The following is a 17,962-nucleotide window of genomic DNA, read 5'->3' as shown; positions in this document are numbered from 1 at the left end:
AAAAGTATTCCAGGCCAACCGATCAGATCACCCCGGAACCCGCACCCAGCCCTCCATCAACACCCTCGCGCTGCGACTCATGATGGCTTTGGTGACTTTCCATTCGCCATTGCTCTGCAGCGCCTGCGCCCCGACCCGCAAAGTGCCGGAGGGATGCCCGAAGCGCACCGCTTCGCGCTCGATGCCACCCGCCGCCAGATTGACCAACGTACCGGGAATGGCGGCCGCAGTGCCGATGGCTACCGCCGCGGTGCCCATCATGGCGTGATGCAACTTGCCCATGGACATGGCGCGCACCAGCAGATCGATATGGCTGGCAGCTACCGGCTTGCCGCTGGACGCGATGTAGTCCGCGGGTTGTGCCACGAACGCTACTTTCGGCGTGTGCTGGCGGGTTACTGCATCATCCAGATGCTTGATCAAGCCCATGCGCAGCGCGCCGTGGGCGCGGATCGCTTCAAACATCGCCAACGCTTTGGGATCGCCATTGATATCGCCCTGCAATTCAACGCCGCTATAGCCAATGTCTCGAGCGTTAACAAATATGGTCGGGATACCGGCATTGATCAGCGTGGCCTTGAACGTGCCAACTCCCGGTACCTCCAGCTCATCCACCAGATTGCCGGTGGGGAACATCGAACCGCCTGCGCCCTCCTCGTCGGCCGCCGGGTCGAGAAACTCCAACTGCACTTCGGCTGCTGGAAACGTCACGCCATCCAGTTCGAAATCGCCGGTTTCCTGCACTGCTCCGTCAGTAATGGGCACATGGGCAATAATCGTCTTGCCGATATTCGCCTGCCAGATCCGCACCACGGCAGCGCCGCTTTGAGGAACGCGCGAGGCGTCCAGCAAGCCGCTGCTGATGGCGAATGGGCCTACTGCCGCAGACAGGTTGCCGCAGTTACCACTCCAGTCCACGAACGGCTTGTCGATGGAAACCTGCCCGAACAGGTAATCCACATCGTGATCCGCCCGACTGCTGCGCGACACGATAACCGTCTTGCTGGTGCTGGAAGTCGCCCCGCCCATGCCGTCGATCTGCTTTTCGTACGGGTCCGGGCTGCCGATGACCCTTAGCAGCAGGGCGTCGCGAGCAGCGCCCGGCACTTGCGCGGCCTCGGGCAGGTCAACGAGGTTGAAGAACACGCCTTTGCTGGTACCGCCCCGCATGTAGGTAGCGGGGATTTTTATTTGTGGCAGGTGAGACATGTAGCGACCCTCTCAAAAATAGGTCAACGCCAGTTCCAAATGAAGTAAAGCGGTCCCTGTGGGAGCGGTGCTTGCCCGCGATAAGGCCAATGCGGTCTAAAGTGAATCGCGTTCAGCCTTATCGCGGGCAAGCACCGCTCCCACATTTGATCTCATTTCAAGTCATGATCAAATTGCGTATCAGGCTGTAGCCGCCTCAAGAAAATCCTGCGCAAAACGCTGCAACACGCCGCCCGCTTCGTAGATCGAAACCTCTTCAGCCGTATCCAGGCGACAGGTCACCGGCACTTCAATTCGCTCGCCATTTTTGCGATGGATCACCAGCGTCAATGTACTGCGGGGAATACGCTCACCGATTACGTCGAAGGTTTCACTGCCATCAATGCCCAGGGTGTGACGATCAACACCCGGCTTGAACTCCAGCGGCAAAACGCCCATGCCGACCAGATTGGTCCGGTGAATTCGCTCGAAACCTTCGGCAGCGATGGCTTCGACACCTGCCAGCCGAACGCCTTTCGCCGCCCAGTCGCGGGATGAGCCCTGGCCATAGTCCGCACCCGCAATAATGATCAGCGGCTGCTTGCGCTCCATGTAGGTTTCAATCGCTTCCCACATGCGAGTGACCTGACCTTCCGGCTCAATACGTGCGAGTGAGCCCTGCTTGACCTTGCCGTCAATGCGCACCATTTCGTTGATCAGTTTGGGGTTGGCAAAAGTCGCGCGCTGGGCCGTCAAATGGTCGCCCCTATGAGTCGCGTAAGAATTGAAGTCTTCTTCCGGCAGGCCCATTTTTGCCAGGTATTCCCCGGCAGCGCTGTCGAGCATGATGGCGTTGGACGGCGACAAGTGATCGGTGGTGATGTTGTCGCCCAGCACGGCCAGCGGACGCATGCCTTTCAATGGTCGAGCCCCCGCCAGCGCGCCCTCCCAATAGGGCGGACGACGAATATAAGTGCTCGGCGCACGCCAGTCGTAGAGCGGTTTGACCCGTTCACCGTCGTCAGCCTTGATCTCGAACATCGGGATATAAACCTGACGAAACTGATCCGGCTTGACGCTGGCTTTCACCACCGCGTCGATTTCCTCGTCGCTGGGCCAGATGTCTTTCAGCGTGACCGGATTGCCCGCCTTGTCGATGCCCAGTACATCCTTCTCGATATCGAAACGAATGGTGCCCGCAATCGCATAGGCCACCACCAACGGCGGCGAGGCCAGGAAGGCCTGCTTGGCGTAAGGGTGAATGCGCCCATCGAAGTTGCGATTGCCGGACAGCACAGCCGTGGCGTAAAGATCGCGATCAATGACTTCCTGCTGGATGGCCGGATCCAGCGCGCCGCTCATGCCGTTACAGGTGGTGCAGGCAAAACCGACGATGCCAAAACCCAGGTTTTCCAGTTCCGGCAGCAAATTGGCCTCTTCCAGATACAGCTGCACCGCCTTGGAGCCAGGCGCCAACGACGATTTGACCCAGGGTTTGCGGGTCAGGCCAGCAGCGTTGGCATTACGCGCCAACAAACCCGCAGCGATCACGTTGCGCGGGTTGCTGGTGTTGGTGCAACTGGTGATTGCCGCGATGATCACCGCGCCATCGGGCATCAGGCCCGGTTCGTTTTCTACCACGCCGGAAATCCCCAGCTCGGCCAGGTCAGAAGTCGGTACCCGCCGATGCGGATTGGATGGGCCCGCGATGTTGCGGACCACACTGGACAGATCGAACTTCAGCACCCGCTCGTACTCGGCGGTTTTCAGGCTGTCGGCCCACAGGCCAGTCTGTCTGGCATAGGTTTCGACCAGCCTGACTTGCTCGGGATCGCGCCCGGTCAGGGTCAGGTAATCCAGCGTCTGCTGGTCGATGTAGAACATCGCCGCCGTGGCGCCGAACTCAGGCGTCATGTTGGAGATGGTCGCCCGGTCGCCCAAGGTCAGCGCGTTAGCGCCATCGCCGAAGAACTCCAGATACGACGACACGACTTTCTCGGCACGCAGAAACTCGGTAACGGCCAGTACGATGTCGGTTGCGGTGATACCCGGCTGACGCTTGCCCACCAGCTCCACACCGATGATGTCCGGCAGGCGCATCCACGACGCCCGACCGAGCATCACGCTCTCGGCCTCCAGCCCGCCGACGCCAATGGCGATCACCCCCAGTGCATCCACGTGCGGCGTGTGGCTGTCGGTGCCGACCAGGGTGTCCGGAAATGCCACGCCCTCCAGCGCATGCACCACAGGCGACATTCGCTCCAGATTGATCTGGTGCATGATACCGTTCCCCGGCGGGATTACATCGACGTTCTTGAAGGCTTTCTTGGTCCAGTTGATGAAGTGAAACCGGTCTTCATTGCGACGATCTTCAATAGCGCGATTGCGCTCAAAGGCGTCAGGCTCAAAACCGCCATGCTCGACGGCTAAAGAGTGGTCAACAATCAATTGCGTCGGCACCACAGGATTGACCAGCGACGGGTCGCCACCCTGCAAAGCAATGGCGTCCCGCAGGCCTGCGAGGTCAACAAGGGCAGTCTGGCCAAGAATGTCGTGACACACCACACGCGCCGGAAACCACGGGAAGTCCAGGTCGCGCTTGCGCTCGATCAACTGTTCCAGAGAGGCGTTCAGGGTCGCAGGATCACAGCGCCGCACCAGATTTTCAGCCAGCACGCGCGAGGTATAAGGCAAGCCGTCGTAGGCACCAGGCTTGATGGCATCGACCGCCTCACGGGCATCGAAATAGTCCAGTGAAGTACCGGGCAAGGGTTTGCGGTGTTCTGAGTTCATGGCACGGGACCTCAATCACGGAAATGGTGGGAGCTCTATAAGGGGCAACAAACTCATCTCACTCTGTAGGAGCTGCCGAAGGCTGCGAAGCGTTCATCTGACACAACGCCATCGCAGCCTTCGGCAGCTCCTACAGGTCCAATGTTTGCCCCGAGACAGCGCGGTGCCATGGACACCGGGGCGGCACTTACCTAAACATTTTTATAATCAGCGTTTTTCGATACTCACAAAACTGCGCTGCTCAACGCCGACATACTCGGCGCTGGGTCGGATGATGCGGTTGTTGGCACGTTGTTCGAACACATGCGCAGCCCAGCCTGTCAGGCGTGAGCACACGAAAATCGGCGTGAACAGCTTGGTCGGAATGCCCATGAAGTGGTACGCCGAGGCATGGTAGAAGTCGGCGTTGGGGAACAGTTTTTTCTGCTCCCACATGGTTTTGTCGATGGCTTCGGACACTGGGTACAACACGGTATCGCCCGCTTCATCGGCGAGCTTTTTCGCCCAGCCCTTGATGACTTCGTTGCGCGGGTCCGACTCTTTATAGATCGCGTGGCCAAAGCCCATGATCTTGTCTTTGCGCTCCAGCATGCCCAAGGTGCCTTTGATGGCGTCTTCGGCAGAATCGAAACGCTGAATCATTTCCATAGCCGCTTCATTGGCGCCGCCGTGCAATGGACCGCGCAAGGTGCCAATTGCAGCCGTGATGCACGAGAACAGATCGGACAGGGTCGACGCACAGACCCGAGCCGTGAAGGTCGACGCATTGAATTCATGCTCTGCATAGAGGATCAGCGAAACATCCATGACCTTGCGATGCAGCTCGCTGGGTTTCTTGTCCAGCAACAGATGCAGGAAATGCGCGCCAATAGAGTCCTCGTCGGTCACGCAATCGATGCGTTTGCCGTCATGACTGAAGCGATACCAGTAACACATGATCGCCGGGAAGGCTGCGAGCAAGCGGTCGGTTGAATCGCGCTGCTGCTCGAAGCTGGTTTCAGGTTCCAGCGTGCCGAGCATCGACGCACCGGTACGCATCACGTCCATTGGGTGGGTATCAGCAGGGATCCGTTCGAGCACTTCTTTCAAAGCTTGCGGCAGGTCGCGGAGCTTTTTCAGCTTCGCGAGATAGCCGTCCAGTTGCGTCTGGGTCGGCAGCTCGCCGTAAAGCAGCAGGTACGCGACTTCTTCAAAGCGAGCCTCGGCAGCCAGTTCTTTTACGTCATAGCCACGGTACGTCAAACCGGCACCGGTCTGGCCAACGGTAGACAAGGCAGTCTGCCCGGCAACCTGACCACGCAGGCCTGCGCCGCTTAATACTTTTGCTTCAGCCATTGCTCTCTCCAATGTTGGATTTTTTAGGGATTTGGCAATTCTTTAAAAATCAACCTCCGTTGGAGCGAGGCTTGCCCGCGAAGGCGTTGGGTCAGTAATCGATATGTAACTGACACACCGCCTTCGCGGGCAAGCCTCGCTCCAACGGGTTATCCATCCGCCCTCACCCCTTCTTCTGCGCAAACAGCGCATCCAGCTTCTGTTCGAAGGTGTGGTAATCAATCGCGTCGTAAAGCTCCATTCGGGTCTGCATGGTGTCGACCACGTTCTTCTGGCTGCCATCACGGCGAATCGCGCCGTAGACGTTTTCCGCCGCCTTGTTCATGGCGCGGAATGCCGATAAAGGATAGAGCACCAGGGAAACATCAGCGCCGCGCAACTCGTCCACGGTGAACAGCGGCGTGGCACCAAACTCGGTGATATTGGCAAGAATCGGCGCTTTGACCCGCGAAGCAAACAGCTTGTACATGTCCAGCTCGGTGATGGCTTCGGGGAAGACCATATCGGCTCCCGCTTCGATGCACGCGGCTGCACGCTCAAGGGCCGACTCAATCCCTTCCACCGCCAGCGCATCAGTGCGCGCCATAATCACAAAACTGTCATCGGTGCGGGCATCCACGGCCGCTTTGATGCGGTCGACCATTTCCTGCTGGGTCACGATTTCTTTATTAGGGCGATGGCCGCAGCGCTTGGCACCCACCTGATCTTCGATATGAATCGCGGCTGCGCCGAACTTGATCATCGAGCGCACAGTCCGCGCCACGTTAAAGGCCGACGATCCAAAACCCGTATCCACGTCTACCAGCAAAGGCAGATCGCAGACATCGGTGATACGGCGTACGTCGGTAAGTACGTCATCAAGACCGGTGATGCCCAGATCAGGAATCCCCAGCGAACCCGCCGCCACCCCGCCACCCGACAGGTAGATAGCCTTGAACCCGGCGCGCTTGGCCAGCAACGCATGATTGGCATTAATCGCGCCGACCACTTGCAGCGGATGCTCGCTGGCGACCGCATCACGAAAACGTTGGCCTGGAGTGGTTTTATTGGAATTCATTATTCACCTCGGGTTGGGGCAGGCTGTTTCAGGGAACACTGCTCTAAATAATGCCGCTCGATATTGCGTTTGGAGGCGCCGATGTGGCGACGCATCAACAGTTCGGCCAGTTCGCCGTCACGGTCGGCGATGGCATCGAGAATGCGATGGTGTTCGGCAAATGCCTGACGGGGACGATTGGGCGTCGCAGAGAACTGGATGCGGTACATGCGCACCAGTTGATACAGATCGCCGCAGAGCATTTGCGTCAGGGTTTTATTGCCGCTGCCCTGGATGATCCGATAGTGGAAATCGAAATCCCCTTCCTGCTGGTAATAACCGACGCCAGCCTGAAACGCGGCATCACGCTCATGGGTTTCCAGCACGCGGCGCAAGTCATCGATTTCTTCGGCGGTCATGCGCTCGGCCGCCAGACGACAGGCCATGCCTTCCAGGGATTCGCGAATCTCGTACAGCTCGATCAGTTCGGCATGACTGAGGGAAACCACACGAGCGCCCACATGGGGCACACGAACCAGCAAGCGCTGCCCCTCAAGACGATGAATTGCCTCACGCAAAGGGCCGCGACTGATGCCGTACGTGCGCGCCAGCTCGGGCTCGGAAATCTTGCTGCCGGGAGCGATCTCACCTTTGATGATGGCGGACTGAATGCGACGAAAAACGTTCTCGGAAAGGGTTTCCGAATCATCTGTCACTGGAGCAGCGCTTTCGGCTGATTCCAACATTGTCGACACCGATAGAATTATTTTGGCTAAAACTAGCTTTCAAATGCATTTTAGTCAAAGCATTAATCAGGACTGTCGACAATAGTCCACTATACGATCTTATGTGGGAGCAGAGCTTGCTCGCGATATGACTGGACGCTATCTAAAGTAAATCGCATGTAGCCTTATCGCGGGCAAGCCCGGCTCCCACAGGATCATCGCAGTGAGCGAGACGCACCTTCATGCTAGAATGCCGCCCCAACTGATCGTCAGTAATAGCACTGCGCCAGCCAATAAATGACTTAAGGGCGATGTCCGGATGACCGCTCTCAACGTGCCAGGATTTATGACACTCAAAGCCCTTCCCGCCCTGCTCTGCCTTCTTCTGCTATCAATCAACGGCATGGCAGCCGACAAGACCGTTTATGGTCTGAACGAATACGCTCAGCTCAACGATATCGACCTGCAGGTTGCCGCCAAACTCGACACCGGCGCCAAGACTGCTTCACTGAGCGCTCGGGATATCAAACATTTCAAACGCAATGGCGAAACCTGGGTGCGCTTCTATCTGGCGATCGATGACGCCCATGCGCACCCCATCGAGCGGCCACTGGCAAGGGTCAGCAAGATCAAACGACGTGCCGATGATTACGACGCCGATGAAGAAAAAAAGTACACGGCGCGCCCGGTCATCAGCCTTGATGTGTGCATGGGTGCATCTTTACGCACCATCGAAGTGAACTTGACGGACAGAAGTGCTTTCCAATATCCGCTTTTGATCGGCTCCGAGGCTCTAAAACGCTTTGATGCGCTGGTCGACCCAAGCCTTAAGTACGCAGCGGGCAAGCCTGGCTGTGAAATTACTGCTCAAACCACCGAGTAAACCCATGCGTTCTTTGACTTTGCATCTGAAAATCCTGATCGGCGTCCTGGTGACCCTGGGAATAGCGATCACGGCTTATCAGATTCTGGCGCTCGGCATCCCGATGACTGAGGATGAAACCGACGACCTGTGGAATATCGACGCCAAAGTCGAATTCGTTGCCAACAACAATAAGGATTCGGTGAAGGTGCAGATGTTCGTGCCGCCGCTGGCGCGGGACTTCATCAGCCTCAACGAAAGCTTCATTTCCAATAACTACGGCGTCAGCGTCAACCGGGTCGATGGCAATCGCAAAGTCACCTGGTCGGCACGTCGCGCAACCGGCAATCAGACCCTGTACTACCGCCTGGTGCTGACCAAGCGTTATAGCGGCGAAAGGCTGAAGACCAAAGGGCCGATCTTCCGCGACAGCATCCCGGTCGAAGGCCCGGAGAAGATTGCCGCCGAAGCGCTGCTCGCGCCAATCCGCCAGCACTCGGCCGACGTCGAGACCTTCATCACTGAAGCCATCAAGCGGGTCAACAATCTGAAAGATGACAACGTCAAGCTGCTGCTGGCAGGTGATACCTCCAGCACCAACAAGGCGCGCATTACCGAATTGCTGCTGTCCATTGCCCATGTGCCAATGGAGAAGGTCCACACGATTCGCCTCGTAGCCGACCAGCCGCAAAGCCCTGAACTCTGGCTGCGCAGTTTCAATGGCAAGGACTGGCTGTATTTCAACCCGGACACCGGTGAAAAAGGCCTGCCTGATGACCGCTTGCTATGGTGGACGGGCGACGAGAACCTGATCACGGTCGAGGGCGGCAAAAAAGCTCTGGTCACGTTCAGCCTCAACAACAGCGAGATGAACGCGATTCGGCTCGCACAGCTGACCGATGCCAGCACTGACGCCGACTTCCTTGAATATTCGTTGTATGGCCTGCCGCTGGAAACCCAGCAGACCTTCATGATCATGGTCATGATTCCGATCGGTGTGCTGGTCATTCTGGTCCTGCGCAACCTGATTGGCCTGCAGACGCTTGGTACGTTTACCCCGGTGCTGATCGCCCTGGCCTTCAGGGAAACCCAGCTCGGCTTCGGCATCATTCTGTTCACGGTGATTACTGCGCTCGGACTTTCGTTACGCTCTTATCTGGAACATTTGAAGCTGCAAATGCTGCCCCGCCTGTCGGTGGTGCTGACGTTCGTGGTCGTCCTGATTGCTGCCATCAGCGTACTCAGTCACAAACTGGGTCTGGAGCGCGGCCTTTCAGTGGCGCTGTTCCCGATGGTGATTCTGACCATGACCATTGAACGCCTGTCGATCACCTGGGAGGAGCGTGGCGGTGGTCATGCCATGAAAGTCGCCATCGGCACGCTGTTCGCGGCCTCCCTGGCGCACATCATCATGAGCGTGCCAGCGCTGATCTACTTCGTCTTCACCTTCCCGGCAGTGCTGCTGATTCTGGTGGGCTTCATGCTGGCCATGGGTCGCTATCGCGGTTACCGCCTGACTGAACTGGTCCGCTTCAAGGCCTTCCTGAAGGAAGAAGCCAAGCAAGAAGAAGCCAAATGATCGGCTGGTGGAAGACCTGGAAGGCGCTGGAAGCCCGGGGCATCATGGGCATCAACCGGCGTAACGCCGATTACGTGCTCAAATACAACAAGCGCAGCCTGTACCCGATTGTCGATGACAAGATCATCACCAAGGAGCGGGCGATCGCAGCGGGCATCAATGTGCCCGAGATGTACGGGGTAATTTCTACCGAGAAGGAAATCGACAAGCTCGACGAGATCATCGGTGGTCGCAGTGATTTCGTGATCAAGCCCGCTCAGGGCGCTGGCGGCGATGGCATCCTGGTGATCGCCGATCGTTTCGAGGGTCGCTATCGTACGGTTTCCGGGCGCATCGTCAGTCATTCGGAGATCGAGCATCAGGTGTCGAGCATCCTTACCGGGCTCTATTCCCTGGGCGGCCACCGGGACCGGGCACTGATCGAATACCGCGTCACCCCGGATCAGATTTTCAAAAGCATCAGCTACGAGGGCGTGCCGGATATTCGCATCATTGTCCTGATGGGCTACCCGGTCATGGCCATGCTGCGCCTGCCCACCCGGCAGTCCGGCGGCAAGGCCAACCTGCACCAGGGTGCGATTGGCGTCGGTGTCGATCTGGCCACCGGCATTACCCTGCGCGGCACCTGGCTGAATAACATCATCACTAAACACCCGGACACCACCAATGCGGTGGATGGCGTTCAATTGCCCAACTGGGACGGTTTCATGAAACTCGCCGCAGAGTGCTATGAGCTGTGTGGCCTGGGTTACATCGGCGTCGACATGGTGCTCGATCAGGAGCATGGCCCGTTGATTCTCGAACTCAACGCCCGCCCCGGTCTCAATATTCAGATCGCCAACGATTGCGGCCTGACTCACCGGACTCAGGCGGTTGAAGCGCGACTTGAGCAATTGGCACTCAATGGCGAACAGGAAACGCCTGAACAACGAGTGCAGTTTGTTCAGGAGCTGTTCGGCCACGTGCAGGCGTCCTGAGCACAGGACCACTGCGCCCACTGACAATCCAATTCCGACACGCCACTAGGAGCGATGCCGACGGAAGACTACAATCCCCGTCCCGCGCTCCGAACTGACATCCCTCGAATGCCTGACTGTTTACTTTATTCGCTGCCTTACCGCGCTGACCCAGCGGATTATTTCCAACGCATCCGCCAGGCCCCGGGCGCCATTCTGCTGGACAGCGGCCGACCGGCTGCCGAGCGTGGCCGCTTCGACCTGCTCAGCGCATGGCCCGTGCAGACATTCCTGCCGGACAGCGCAGAAACCGGCAGCGGATTTTTCCAGCGCTTGCGTGATGGCTTGAACGCCCTGGGTCACGCGCAGTTGCCCACCGACTGTGAGCTGCCGTTCGCAGGCGGTTTGATCGGCTACATCAGCTACGACTTCGGGCGCCGCCTCGAAACACAATCCGGCGCTGCGCTTGATGACCTGCAACTTCCCGATGCGCGACTGGGGCTCTACGCCTGGGCGTTAATCAGCGATCATCAGCAGCAGACCAGCCAGCTCGTGTTTCACCCCTCGCTGGCCGAAACCGAGCGCCAGAGGCTGATTGCGCTGTTCAGCAGCACCCAGGCACCCGACTCAAGTGTCTTCGCCCTGGACGGCCAGTTTGCGCCGTCGATCAGCGCCAGTGCTTACCGCGAAGGCTTTGACCGTATCCAGTCCTACATCCATGCGGGTGACTGCTATCAGGTCAATCTGACTCAACGCTTTCAGGCCCGTTACGAAGGCGACCCGTGGGCGGCTTATTGCGCGTTGCGGCGGGCCTGCCCTACCCCGTTTTCCGGTTATCAGGCGCTGCCGGATGGTGCCGCTGTGCTGAGCCTTTCGCCGGAACGCTTCGTCAAGGTCAGCCAGGGCCACGTCGAAACCCGCCCCATCAAGGGCACACGGCCGCGAGGCAAAAACATCGCCGAAGACCAGGCCTATGCGCAGGAATTGATATCCAGCACCAAGGACCGTGCGGAAAACCTGATGATCGTCGATCTGCTACGCAACGATCTGGGGCGTAGTTGCCGGATTGGCTCAGTGAAAGTACCGGAACTGTTCAGCCTCGAAAGCTACCCCAACGTGCACCATCTGGTGAGCAGCGTAGTGGGTGAACTGGCGAATGATCACGATGCTCTGGATTTGATCGCAGGCAGTTTTCCGGGTGGATCCATTACCGGCGCGCCAAAAATTCGCGCCATGCAGATCATCGATGAACTGGAACCGACCCGCCGCGGCCTGTACTGCGGCTCGCTGCTGTATCTCGACGTGCGTGGCGAGATGGACAGCTCCATCGCGATCCGCAGCCTGCTCGCCAAGGATGGCAAGATCTCCTGCTGGGCAGGCGGCGGGATTGTTGCAGACTCCGACTGCGAGGCCGAATATCAGGAGTCGTTTACCAAGGTGCGGGTTTTGCTGGATACGCTGGAGGCGCTTTAACCACCGATGCAACTCGCTTCCTGTGGGAGATTCTATGCGACCTGCAATCCCGTAGGACCGGCTTTAGCCGGGAGAGCGGAATCTCTAGCGAAGACAGTTTGGTGAATGTACCGACGGCCTCCCGGCTAAAGCCAGTCCTACGGGACTGCGCACAACCCGCAGGCCAATTCGGCGACAGTTTTTGTTAACATTCGCGTCATTACGAGCGCCTAAGCGCCATATTTAGGAAACCGCCTGATGAGCACACCCTTCGATGTCACCGAACTTGCCGCGACCTACGCCAACAAGTCGGCACAAGACATCCTCAAACTGGCCTTCCAGCATTTCGGTGACGAGCTGTGGATTTCGTTCAGCGGCGCCGAGGATGTGGTGCTGGTGGACATGGCCTGGAAACTGAACAAGAACGTCAAAGTATTCAGTCTGGACACCGGTCGCCTGCATCCGGAAACCTATCGCTTCATCGAACAGGTCCGTGAGCACTACAAGATCGATATCGAGATCATGACGCCGGATCAGCAAAAGCTCGAACCTTTCGTCAAAGAGAAGGGTTTGTTCAGCTTTTATCGGGACGGTCACGGCGAATGCTGCGGCGTGCGCAAGATCGAACCGCTGCGCCGCAAACTATCTGGCGTGAAGGCATGGGCAACCGGTCAACGTCGCGACCAGAGCCCCGGCACTCGCAGCCAGGTGGCGGCCCTGGAAATTGACAGCGCGTTCTCCACCCCGGAGCGCACCCTGTACAAGTTCAACCCGTTGGCACAGATGAGCAGCGAGGAAATCTGGGGCTATATCCGCATGCTGGAGCTGCCATACAACAGCCTGCACGAGCGCGGGTTCATCAGTATCGGCTGCGAGCCCTGCACGCGCCCGGTATTGCCGAACCAGCATGAGCGTGAAGGTCGCTGGTGGTGGGAAGAAGCGACGCAGAAGGAATGCGGGCTGCACTCGGGGAATCTGATCGCGAAGGTGTGATACCAACCTTTAGCTCGCGACGCTCCACAGATCAATTCCCTGTGGGAGTGGCACCTCTGCTACACCGCGCGCTGTCGCCAGCGAACATAGATCTGTAGGAGCGCACGAGCAACGCGAGGCCGCGACAGCGGTGTGTCAGACAGGGCGCCATCGCTGCCTCGCGGTGCTCGTGAGCTCCTACAGATAAATGTGCCCAAACGCCGATCAATGCACCGGCAGTTCAACCCCATCAAACAGCTCTTCCAGTTCCTGTTTGTTATGGCACTGAATCGCCTTGGCCATCACTTCGCGAGTCAGGTGCGGCGCGAACTTCTCGATGAAGTCACACATGAAACCGCGCAGGAAAGTGCCGCGACGGAAGCCGATCTTGGTCACGCTTGACTCAAACAGATCGCTGGCATCGAGCATCACCAGATCGCTGTCCAGCTTGGTGTCGACAGCCATTTTCGCAACGATGCCAACACCCAGCCCCAGACGTACATAAGTCTTGATGACGTCGGCGTCGGCTGCAGTGAATACGACTTTTGGTGTCAGGCCGCGATGGCTGAACGCTTCATCCAGCTTGGAGCGCCCCGTGAAGCCGAACACGTAAGTCACGATCGGGTATTCAGCCAGCACTTCCAGGGTCAGCTTCGGTACTTTGGTCAGCGGGTGACCATGAGGCACTACCACACACCTGTTCCAGCGGTAGCACGGCATCATCACCAGATCACCGAACAACTCCAGTGCTTCAGTCGCGATGGCGAAATCGACCGTGCCGTCCGCAGCCATTTCGGCGATCTGCATGGGCGACCCCTGATGCATGTGCAGCGACACGTCGGGGTATTGCTTGATGAAGTTGCTGATCACCGGTGGCAGTGCATAACGTGCCTGGGTGTGAGTCGTCGCAATGGACAGCGTGCCTTTTTTCTCATTGGAGAATTCCTGGGCAATCTGCTTGATGCTTTCAACCTTGCGCAGGATCTCACCGGCGGTGGTGATAATGCGTTCGCCGGCCGGAGTGACACGGGTCAGATGCTTGCCACTGCGAGCGAAAACTTCCACGCCCAGCTCATCTTCGAGCAAGCGGATCTGCTTGCTGATACCTGGCTGAGAGGTGTAAAGGCTCTGAGCCGTCGCTGAAACGTTGAGGTCGTGGTGCGCCACTTCCCAGATGTAGCGCAGTTGTTGAAGCTTCATATGAATCCCTCAAAGCAGGAAGACGCCAAGGGCATCAGCGACGGTATATAACTGGATTAATGGTAGGAACGACAAAGCTAGAACTTTTTATCATCTTTGCGCGATAAAGGCACGCTCGATTTTATTCGACCCGCCCATTCGATCTGCGCACGCTTTGAGTACAACCCGGCACCATATACACCGGCACCTGCGAAAGTTGCAGAACCCGTGCCGCAGTACGACCTATCGGCGTGGTGGGCTCTGCCCCACGGCTATGGCTGCCGACAATAACCAGATCAACCTTGAGCTCGTCAGCCTGCCCCAGAATCACATCGCACGGATCGCCCTGAACCACCCGCACCGTGCTGATCAGCGCCAGATCCTGATGATCCTCGCCCAACTCTTCACGAAAACCATCAAGCACTCTCTGCTCGATACCTTCCATGACTGAACTCAATCCCTGACTGCGCAGATCCTTCAACGCGTCCTCATCCAGATAACTCTGCAGTACCGATTCGGCAAACGACCCGATAGGCTCCACCACATGCACCACATAGAGGTCGGCATTGAATGTTCGAGCCAGTGCCAGCGCGTGCTGCATAACATAGGGCGCGTACAGACCGAGGTCTGTGGCATAAAGCATCGAGCGAATCATGTACGACCTCCCGGACAGCCAGAATGGCGGAGATGGAATCAGCTTAGCAGCGCCCTCAGGAGTGTGGCGGCAATTACCTGCGAGCCCTTGAGGTAGTAGCTTTCAACTCATTGCTGATACAAGGGAAACGCAGATAAATACTCAAGGCAATTCATCTGACTTCGTACCCAAAGCCTGCGCCAGAGACTGTCGAATCCCGGTCAGGGTCAGGGGCGAACGCAACCCGCCATAAAACAGCCCATCCCGAATCACAAACAATGCCGGTAGATGAAATACCTCGTATCGCGCAACCGCCCCGCCGTTTTCCTCGGCATCGATCCAGCAGATACGATCCAGCCCCAGATCAAGTGTCGGAAGCAGCTCTCGGGCATATCGGCAACTGCTGCAACCGACACTGGTGAATATCAGAAGCGAAGTGCCGGGAAGTGCCAATAACTGATGATCAATATCAAAGTCGGTCAATTCAAGCTGGTTCAATTACTGCCTCCCACAATCTGTCACTCACTATCCCTGCCCCTGCAGGTGCTTGCAAATCAGCCCGCCGGGCGCACGACGCTCGATAAAGCGGCGTTTGCCCATTGTATCGGCACGGCCTAACGCGCTAAGGTTCGGTCCCCCGTTTCGCTCAATCATGCCAGGCTTCGCCCCACGGGGTTCGTTGGCGGCCGGCATACGCGACCTGATGAGTAGCACGATGGCTGATTTACCGATTGACGACCTCAACGTTTCCTCCAACGAGACACTGATCACACCGGATCAGCTCAAGCGCGAAATCCCGCTCACCGCCGCCGCACTGAAGACAGTGAGCAAGGGCCGTGAAGTGGTCCGCGACATTCTCGATGGTAAGGATCACCGCCTGTTCATCGTGATCGGGCCATGCTCGATCCATGACATCAAGGCCGCACACGAATACGCCGAACGCCTCAAGGCGCTGGCCGCCGAGGTTTCCGACACGCTGTATCTGGTGATGCGCGTCTACTTCGAGAAGCCGCGCACCACCGTGGGCTGGAAAGGTCTGATCAACGATCCGTACCTGGACGACTCATTCAAGATTCAGGACGGCCTGCATATCGGCCGCCAGTTGCTGCTGGACCTGGCTGAAATGGGCCTGCCCACAGCCACCGAAGCGCTGGACCCGATCTCCCCGCAGTACCTGCAGGACCTGATCAGCTGGTCGGCCATCGGCGCACGGACCACTGAATCCCAGACACACCGGGAGATGGCATCAGGCCTGTCCTCGGCCGTGGGCTTCAAGAATGGCACCGACGGCGGCCTGACAGTGGCAATCAATGCCCTGCAATCGGTTTCCAGCCCACACCGTTTCCTGGGGATCAACCAGGAAGGTGGCGTGTCCATCGTGACCACCAAAGGCAATGCCTATGGCCACGTGGTGCTACGCGGCGGCAACGGCAAGCCCAACTATGATTCGGTCAGCGTTGCACTGTGTGAGCAGGCGCTGAACAAGGCGAAGATCAAACCGAACATCATGGTGGATTGCAGCCACGCCAACTCCAACAAAGACCCTGCCCTGCAGCCGCTGGTCATGGAAAACGTCGCCAACCAGATTCTGGAAGGCAACCAGTCGATCATCGGCCTGATGGTCGAAAGTCATCTGAACTGGGGCTGTCAGGCGATTCCCAAGGATTTGTCCGAGCTGCAATACGGCGTGTCCGTCACCGATGCCTGCATCGACTGGGAAAGCACAGAAAAAACCTTGCGCAGCATGCACGCCAAGCTCAAGGACGTACTGCCGAAACGCCAACGCGGCTGATCAGCAGCAGAAACGAAAACGCCGAGCATATGCTCGGCGTTTTTCTTGGTGCTATCGGGTTACAACTCTGTCGGGGATACCGACTGAACCCCGACTCAGATCTTTGCCGCCTGACGCTGATTGCGCTCCATATAGCGCTCTACATAAGAGCATGACGGGATGACCGTATACCCGATGCTGTCGGCGTAATCGAGCGCCTGTTCGGTCAGTGCAGCAGCAATGCCTCGACCACGCAGGGCATTGGGGACGAAGGTCCGATAGATATCCAGAGTCTGCTTACCCAGGTCCATATAGGTCAGGTAGGCACGGTGACCGTCGATGTTGATTTCAAACTGGTGACCGGTCTCATCATGGTGGATGGACAGCGCCTCGCTCATCACTACTCCTCGCGGGTCTTGGAATTTGACCCCTACCTTACCGATGTTTTTCCGGCGAAGGAACATCTACGCCACCCTGTGCCTGTTTTGGACACCGAGAAGAGCTTTGCTGATCCCAACAAAAGAGCACCTGCAAATAGTAGGCGTCATTGGGGAATATGCTCAAGCGTATCAACCGCAAAAAACCGCGACCGAATATCTGATTGAGCAGAGCGTTGAACTGAACATTGCCGGAGCTTGTCGATTGAGACGTCGAGCTGAATTGAAAGTCACCTCGACGCAAGCTAAACAGATGCATGTTCCCCCTATACCTGCGGTCGTGAACAGTGGTTGGCAAGGTGAACATTTCTCGTCTTGCCAGTGTTGATCTGCGACTCGCAAGCCCTTGGGCATAAGGGTTACGTGAGACATGTGCAGCGGTTGGATATTTTTTATACAAAACACGTGGACAGTAAGGTTGATCACTTTCAAAGCGCACAAAATGTCGGGCTTCTTGCGCTTCGTCAGTTTACTTACTACAAACAGTGGGTACTATGTACGCCGGTCATTTTCTCATTTTCGAGAGATGACTAATTTGAAAAAAGTCCTTGAAGGGGAACACAATGAACAATGCTCTGAAATTCTCTGCTCTGGCTCTGGCAGCAGTTCTGGCTACCGGTTGCAGCAGCGTATCCAAAGAAACCGAAGCTCGTCTGACCGCTACTGAAGACGCAGCTGCTCGTTCGCAAGCTCGCGCTGACGAAGCTTATCGCAAAGCTGACGAAGCTCTGGCTGCTGCTCAAAAAGCTCAGCAAACTGCTGACGAAGCCAACGAGCGCGCTCTGCGTATGTTGGACAAGGCTAGCCGCAAGTAATAATCCCTTCGGGATTGTTGTTGCAAAAAAGCCGATCTGGTTATCCGGGTCGGCTTTTTTATTGGCTGGGTTTTGATTGTGGTTTGTGGTTTGTGTGGGCATATCCGTTATTGGAGTGATTGCTGGTATTGGTTGCGCTTTTACAGCGCCTCACTTTTGAGAAGCGCAAAAGTAAGCAAAACGCTCTTGCCCCACCACTAGGTGCCTCGCCTAGGCTCGGCATACCCG

16 protein-coding genes are annotated in these 17,962 nt (G+C 57.4%); 7 read left to right on the top strand and 9 right to left on the bottom strand.

The annotated features are described in order from the left end of the window. Positions 1 to 27: 27 nt before the first annotated feature. The 5 genes from prpF to H8S59_RS19930 all read right to left on the bottom strand — a co-directional run bounded on the left by prpF (position 28) and on the right by H8S59_RS19930 (position 7,098). Positions 28 to 1,209: a 2-methylaconitate cis-trans isomerase PrpF gene (prpF, locus tag H8S59_RS19950; protein ID WP_187522554.1), complete on the bottom strand. Its 1,182-nt coding sequence runs from the start codon at positions 1,207 to 1,209 to the stop codon at positions 28 to 30. A gap of 180 nt (positions 1,210 to 1,389) precedes the next feature. Beyond that, a complete protein-coding gene (gene acnD / locus H8S59_RS19945) occupies positions 1,390 to 3,981 on the bottom strand; it encodes a Fe/S-dependent 2-methylisocitrate dehydratase AcnD (protein WP_187522553.1) in 2,592 nt (863 codons plus the stop codon). Positions 3,982 to 4,188: 207 nt separating this feature from the next. Further along, positions 4,189 to 5,316, bottom strand: a complete 1,128-nt coding sequence (gene prpC / locus H8S59_RS19940; RefSeq protein ID WP_187522552.1) for a bifunctional 2-methylcitrate synthase/citrate synthase — start codon at positions 5,314 to 5,316, stop codon at positions 4,189 to 4,191. A gap of 163 nt (positions 5,317 to 5,479) precedes the next feature. Next, positions 5,480 to 6,373, bottom strand: coding sequence for a methylisocitrate lyase (gene prpB / locus H8S59_RS19935; protein WP_095095638.1), 894 nt, complete (start codon positions 6,371 to 6,373; stop codon positions 5,480 to 5,482). Further along, positions 6,373 to 7,098: a GntR family transcriptional regulator gene (locus tag H8S59_RS19930; protein WP_095095634.1), complete on the bottom strand. Its 726-nt coding sequence runs from the start codon at positions 7,096 to 7,098 to the stop codon at positions 6,373 to 6,375. The genes prpB and H8S59_RS19930 overlap by 1 nt, the downstream gene beginning before the upstream one ends. 325 nt (positions 7,099 to 7,423) lie before the next feature. On the opposite strand from H8S59_RS19930, the gene rloA reads away from it, so the two are divergent. The 5 genes from rloA (at position 7,424) to H8S59_RS19905 (ending at position 12,919) form a co-directional block, all read left to right on the top strand. Continuing rightward, positions 7,424 to 7,960, top strand: coding sequence for a retropepsin-like aspartic peptidase RloA (rloA, locus tag H8S59_RS19925; protein ID WP_027902243.1), 537 nt, complete (start codon positions 7,424 to 7,426; stop codon positions 7,958 to 7,960). A 4-nt stretch (positions 7,961 to 7,964) separates the two neighbouring features. Then, entirely contained in the window at positions 7,965 to 9,518 is a 1,554-nt protein-coding gene (rloB, locus tag H8S59_RS19920; RefSeq protein WP_095095631.1) for an osmotic stress tolerance membrane protein RloB, read from the top strand. Beyond that, the gene (locus H8S59_RS19915; protein ID WP_176469885.1) at positions 9,518 to 10,495 is read left to right on the top strand and encodes an alpha-L-glutamate ligase-like protein; all 978 of its coding nucleotides are present in this window, start codon (positions 9,518 to 9,520) and stop codon (positions 10,493 to 10,495) included. Before rloB ends, H8S59_RS19915 begins: the two co-directional genes overlap by 1 nt. A 108-nt stretch (positions 10,496 to 10,603) precedes the next feature. Next, a complete protein-coding gene (gene pabB, locus H8S59_RS19910) occupies positions 10,604 to 11,947 on the top strand; it encodes an aminodeoxychorismate synthase component I (protein ID WP_187522551.1) in 1,344 nt (447 codons plus the stop codon). A gap of 237 nt (positions 11,948 to 12,184) precedes the next feature. Beyond that, positions 12,185 to 12,919 carry a phosphoadenylyl-sulfate reductase gene (locus tag H8S59_RS19905; RefSeq protein WP_187522550.1) on the top strand — a complete coding sequence of 245 codons (735 nt, stop codon included), beginning with the start codon at positions 12,185 to 12,187 and terminating at the stop codon, positions 12,917 to 12,919. Positions 12,920 to 13,123: 204 nt separating this feature from the next. Here the strand turns inward: H8S59_RS19905 and cysB are convergent, their stop codons facing one another. From cysB to H8S59_RS19890, 3 genes are all read right to left on the bottom strand, one after another. Next, the gene (gene cysB, locus H8S59_RS19900) at positions 13,124 to 14,098 is read right to left on the bottom strand and encodes an HTH-type transcriptional regulator CysB (protein WP_087265080.1); all 975 of its coding nucleotides are present in this window, start codon (positions 14,096 to 14,098) and stop codon (positions 13,124 to 13,126) included. A 121-nt stretch (positions 14,099 to 14,219) separates the two neighbouring features. Beyond that, positions 14,220 to 14,732: a universal stress protein gene (locus tag H8S59_RS19895; protein ID WP_095095623.1), complete on the bottom strand. Its 513-nt coding sequence runs from the start codon at positions 14,730 to 14,732 to the stop codon at positions 14,220 to 14,222. A 141-nt stretch (positions 14,733 to 14,873) separates the two neighbouring features. Then, complete coding sequence (locus tag H8S59_RS19890) at positions 14,874 to 15,209, bottom strand: thioredoxin family protein (RefSeq protein ID WP_187522549.1); 336 nt, start codon at positions 15,207 to 15,209, stop codon at positions 14,874 to 14,876. A 217-nt stretch (positions 15,210 to 15,426) separates the two neighbouring features. On the opposite strand from H8S59_RS19890, the gene H8S59_RS19885 reads away from it, so the two are divergent. Then, positions 15,427 to 16,503 carry a 3-deoxy-7-phosphoheptulonate synthase gene (locus H8S59_RS19885; RefSeq protein ID WP_027902234.1) on the top strand — a complete coding sequence of 359 codons (1,077 nt, stop codon included), beginning with the start codon at positions 15,427 to 15,429 and terminating at the stop codon, positions 16,501 to 16,503. 95 nt (positions 16,504 to 16,598) lie between these two features. On the opposite strand, the gene H8S59_RS19880 is transcribed toward H8S59_RS19885, so the two are convergent. Beyond that, entirely contained in the window at positions 16,599 to 16,880 is a 282-nt protein-coding gene (locus tag H8S59_RS19880) for a GNAT family N-acetyltransferase (RefSeq protein WP_027902233.1), read from the bottom strand. A 602-nt stretch (positions 16,881 to 17,482) separates the two neighbouring features. Between H8S59_RS19880 and H8S59_RS19875 the strand changes: the two genes are divergently transcribed. Beyond that, the gene (locus tag H8S59_RS19875; RefSeq protein ID WP_027902232.1) at positions 17,483 to 17,734 is read left to right on the top strand and encodes an Lpp/OprI family alanine-zipper lipoprotein; all 252 of its coding nucleotides are present in this window, start codon (positions 17,483 to 17,485) and stop codon (positions 17,732 to 17,734) included. Positions 17,735 to 17,962 lie beyond the last annotated feature (228 nt).

The sequence above is a fragment of the Pseudomonas folii genome, assembly GCF_014357575.1.
Taxonomy (GTDB): Bacteria; Pseudomonadota; Gammaproteobacteria; order Pseudomonadales; family Pseudomonadaceae; genus Aquipseudomonas; species Aquipseudomonas folii.
Note: the sequence above shows the minus strand (reverse complement) of the source record. Positions and strands in the feature narration are given on the sequence as shown.

Bases quoted from the DNA above. Each gene is read 5' to 3' on its own strand.
- H8S59_RS19895 (WP_095095623.1), bottom strand. From the start codon at position 14,732: ATGATTCGCTCGATGCTTTATGCCACAGACCTCGGTCTGTACGCGCCC.
- H8S59_RS19885 (WP_027902234.1), top strand. From the start codon at position 15,427: ATGGCTGATTTACCGATTGACGACCTCAACGTTTCCTCCAACGAGACA.
- prpF (WP_187522554.1), bottom strand. From the start codon at position 1,209: ATGTCTCACCTGCCACAAATAAAAATCCCCGCTACCTACATGCGGGGC.
- H8S59_RS19905 (WP_187522550.1), top strand. From the start codon at position 12,185: ATGAGCACACCCTTCGATGTCACCGAACTTGCCGCGACCTACGCCAAC.
- rloA (WP_027902243.1), top strand. From the start codon at position 7,424: ATGACACTCAAAGCCCTTCCCGCCCTGCTCTGCCTTCTTCTGCTATCA.
- acnD (WP_187522553.1), bottom strand. From the start codon at position 3,981: ATGAACTCAGAACACCGCAAACCCTTGCCCGGTACTTCACTGGACTAT.
- prpC (WP_187522552.1), bottom strand. From the start codon at position 5,316: ATGGCTGAAGCAAAAGTATTAAGCGGCGCAGGCCTGCGTGGTCAGGTT.
- pabB (WP_187522551.1), top strand. From the start codon at position 10,604: ATGCCTGACTGTTTACTTTATTCGCTGCCTTACCGCGCTGACCCAGCG.
- H8S59_RS19930 (WP_095095634.1), bottom strand. From the start codon at position 7,098: ATGTTGGAATCAGCCGAAAGCGCTGCTCCAGTGACAGATGATTCGGAA.
- rloB (WP_095095631.1), top strand. From the start codon at position 7,965: ATGCGTTCTTTGACTTTGCATCTGAAAATCCTGATCGGCGTCCTGGTG.
- H8S59_RS19880 (WP_027902233.1), bottom strand. From the start codon at position 16,880: ATGAGCGAGGCGCTGTCCATCCACCATGATGAGACCGGTCACCAGTTT.
- H8S59_RS19875 (WP_027902232.1), top strand. From the start codon at position 17,483: ATGAACAATGCTCTGAAATTCTCTGCTCTGGCTCTGGCAGCAGTTCTG.
- prpB (WP_095095638.1), bottom strand. From the start codon at position 6,373: ATGAATTCCAATAAAACCACTCCAGGCCAACGTTTTCGTGATGCGGTC.
- cysB (WP_087265080.1), bottom strand. From the start codon at position 14,098: ATGAAGCTTCAACAACTGCGCTACATCTGGGAAGTGGCGCACCACGAC.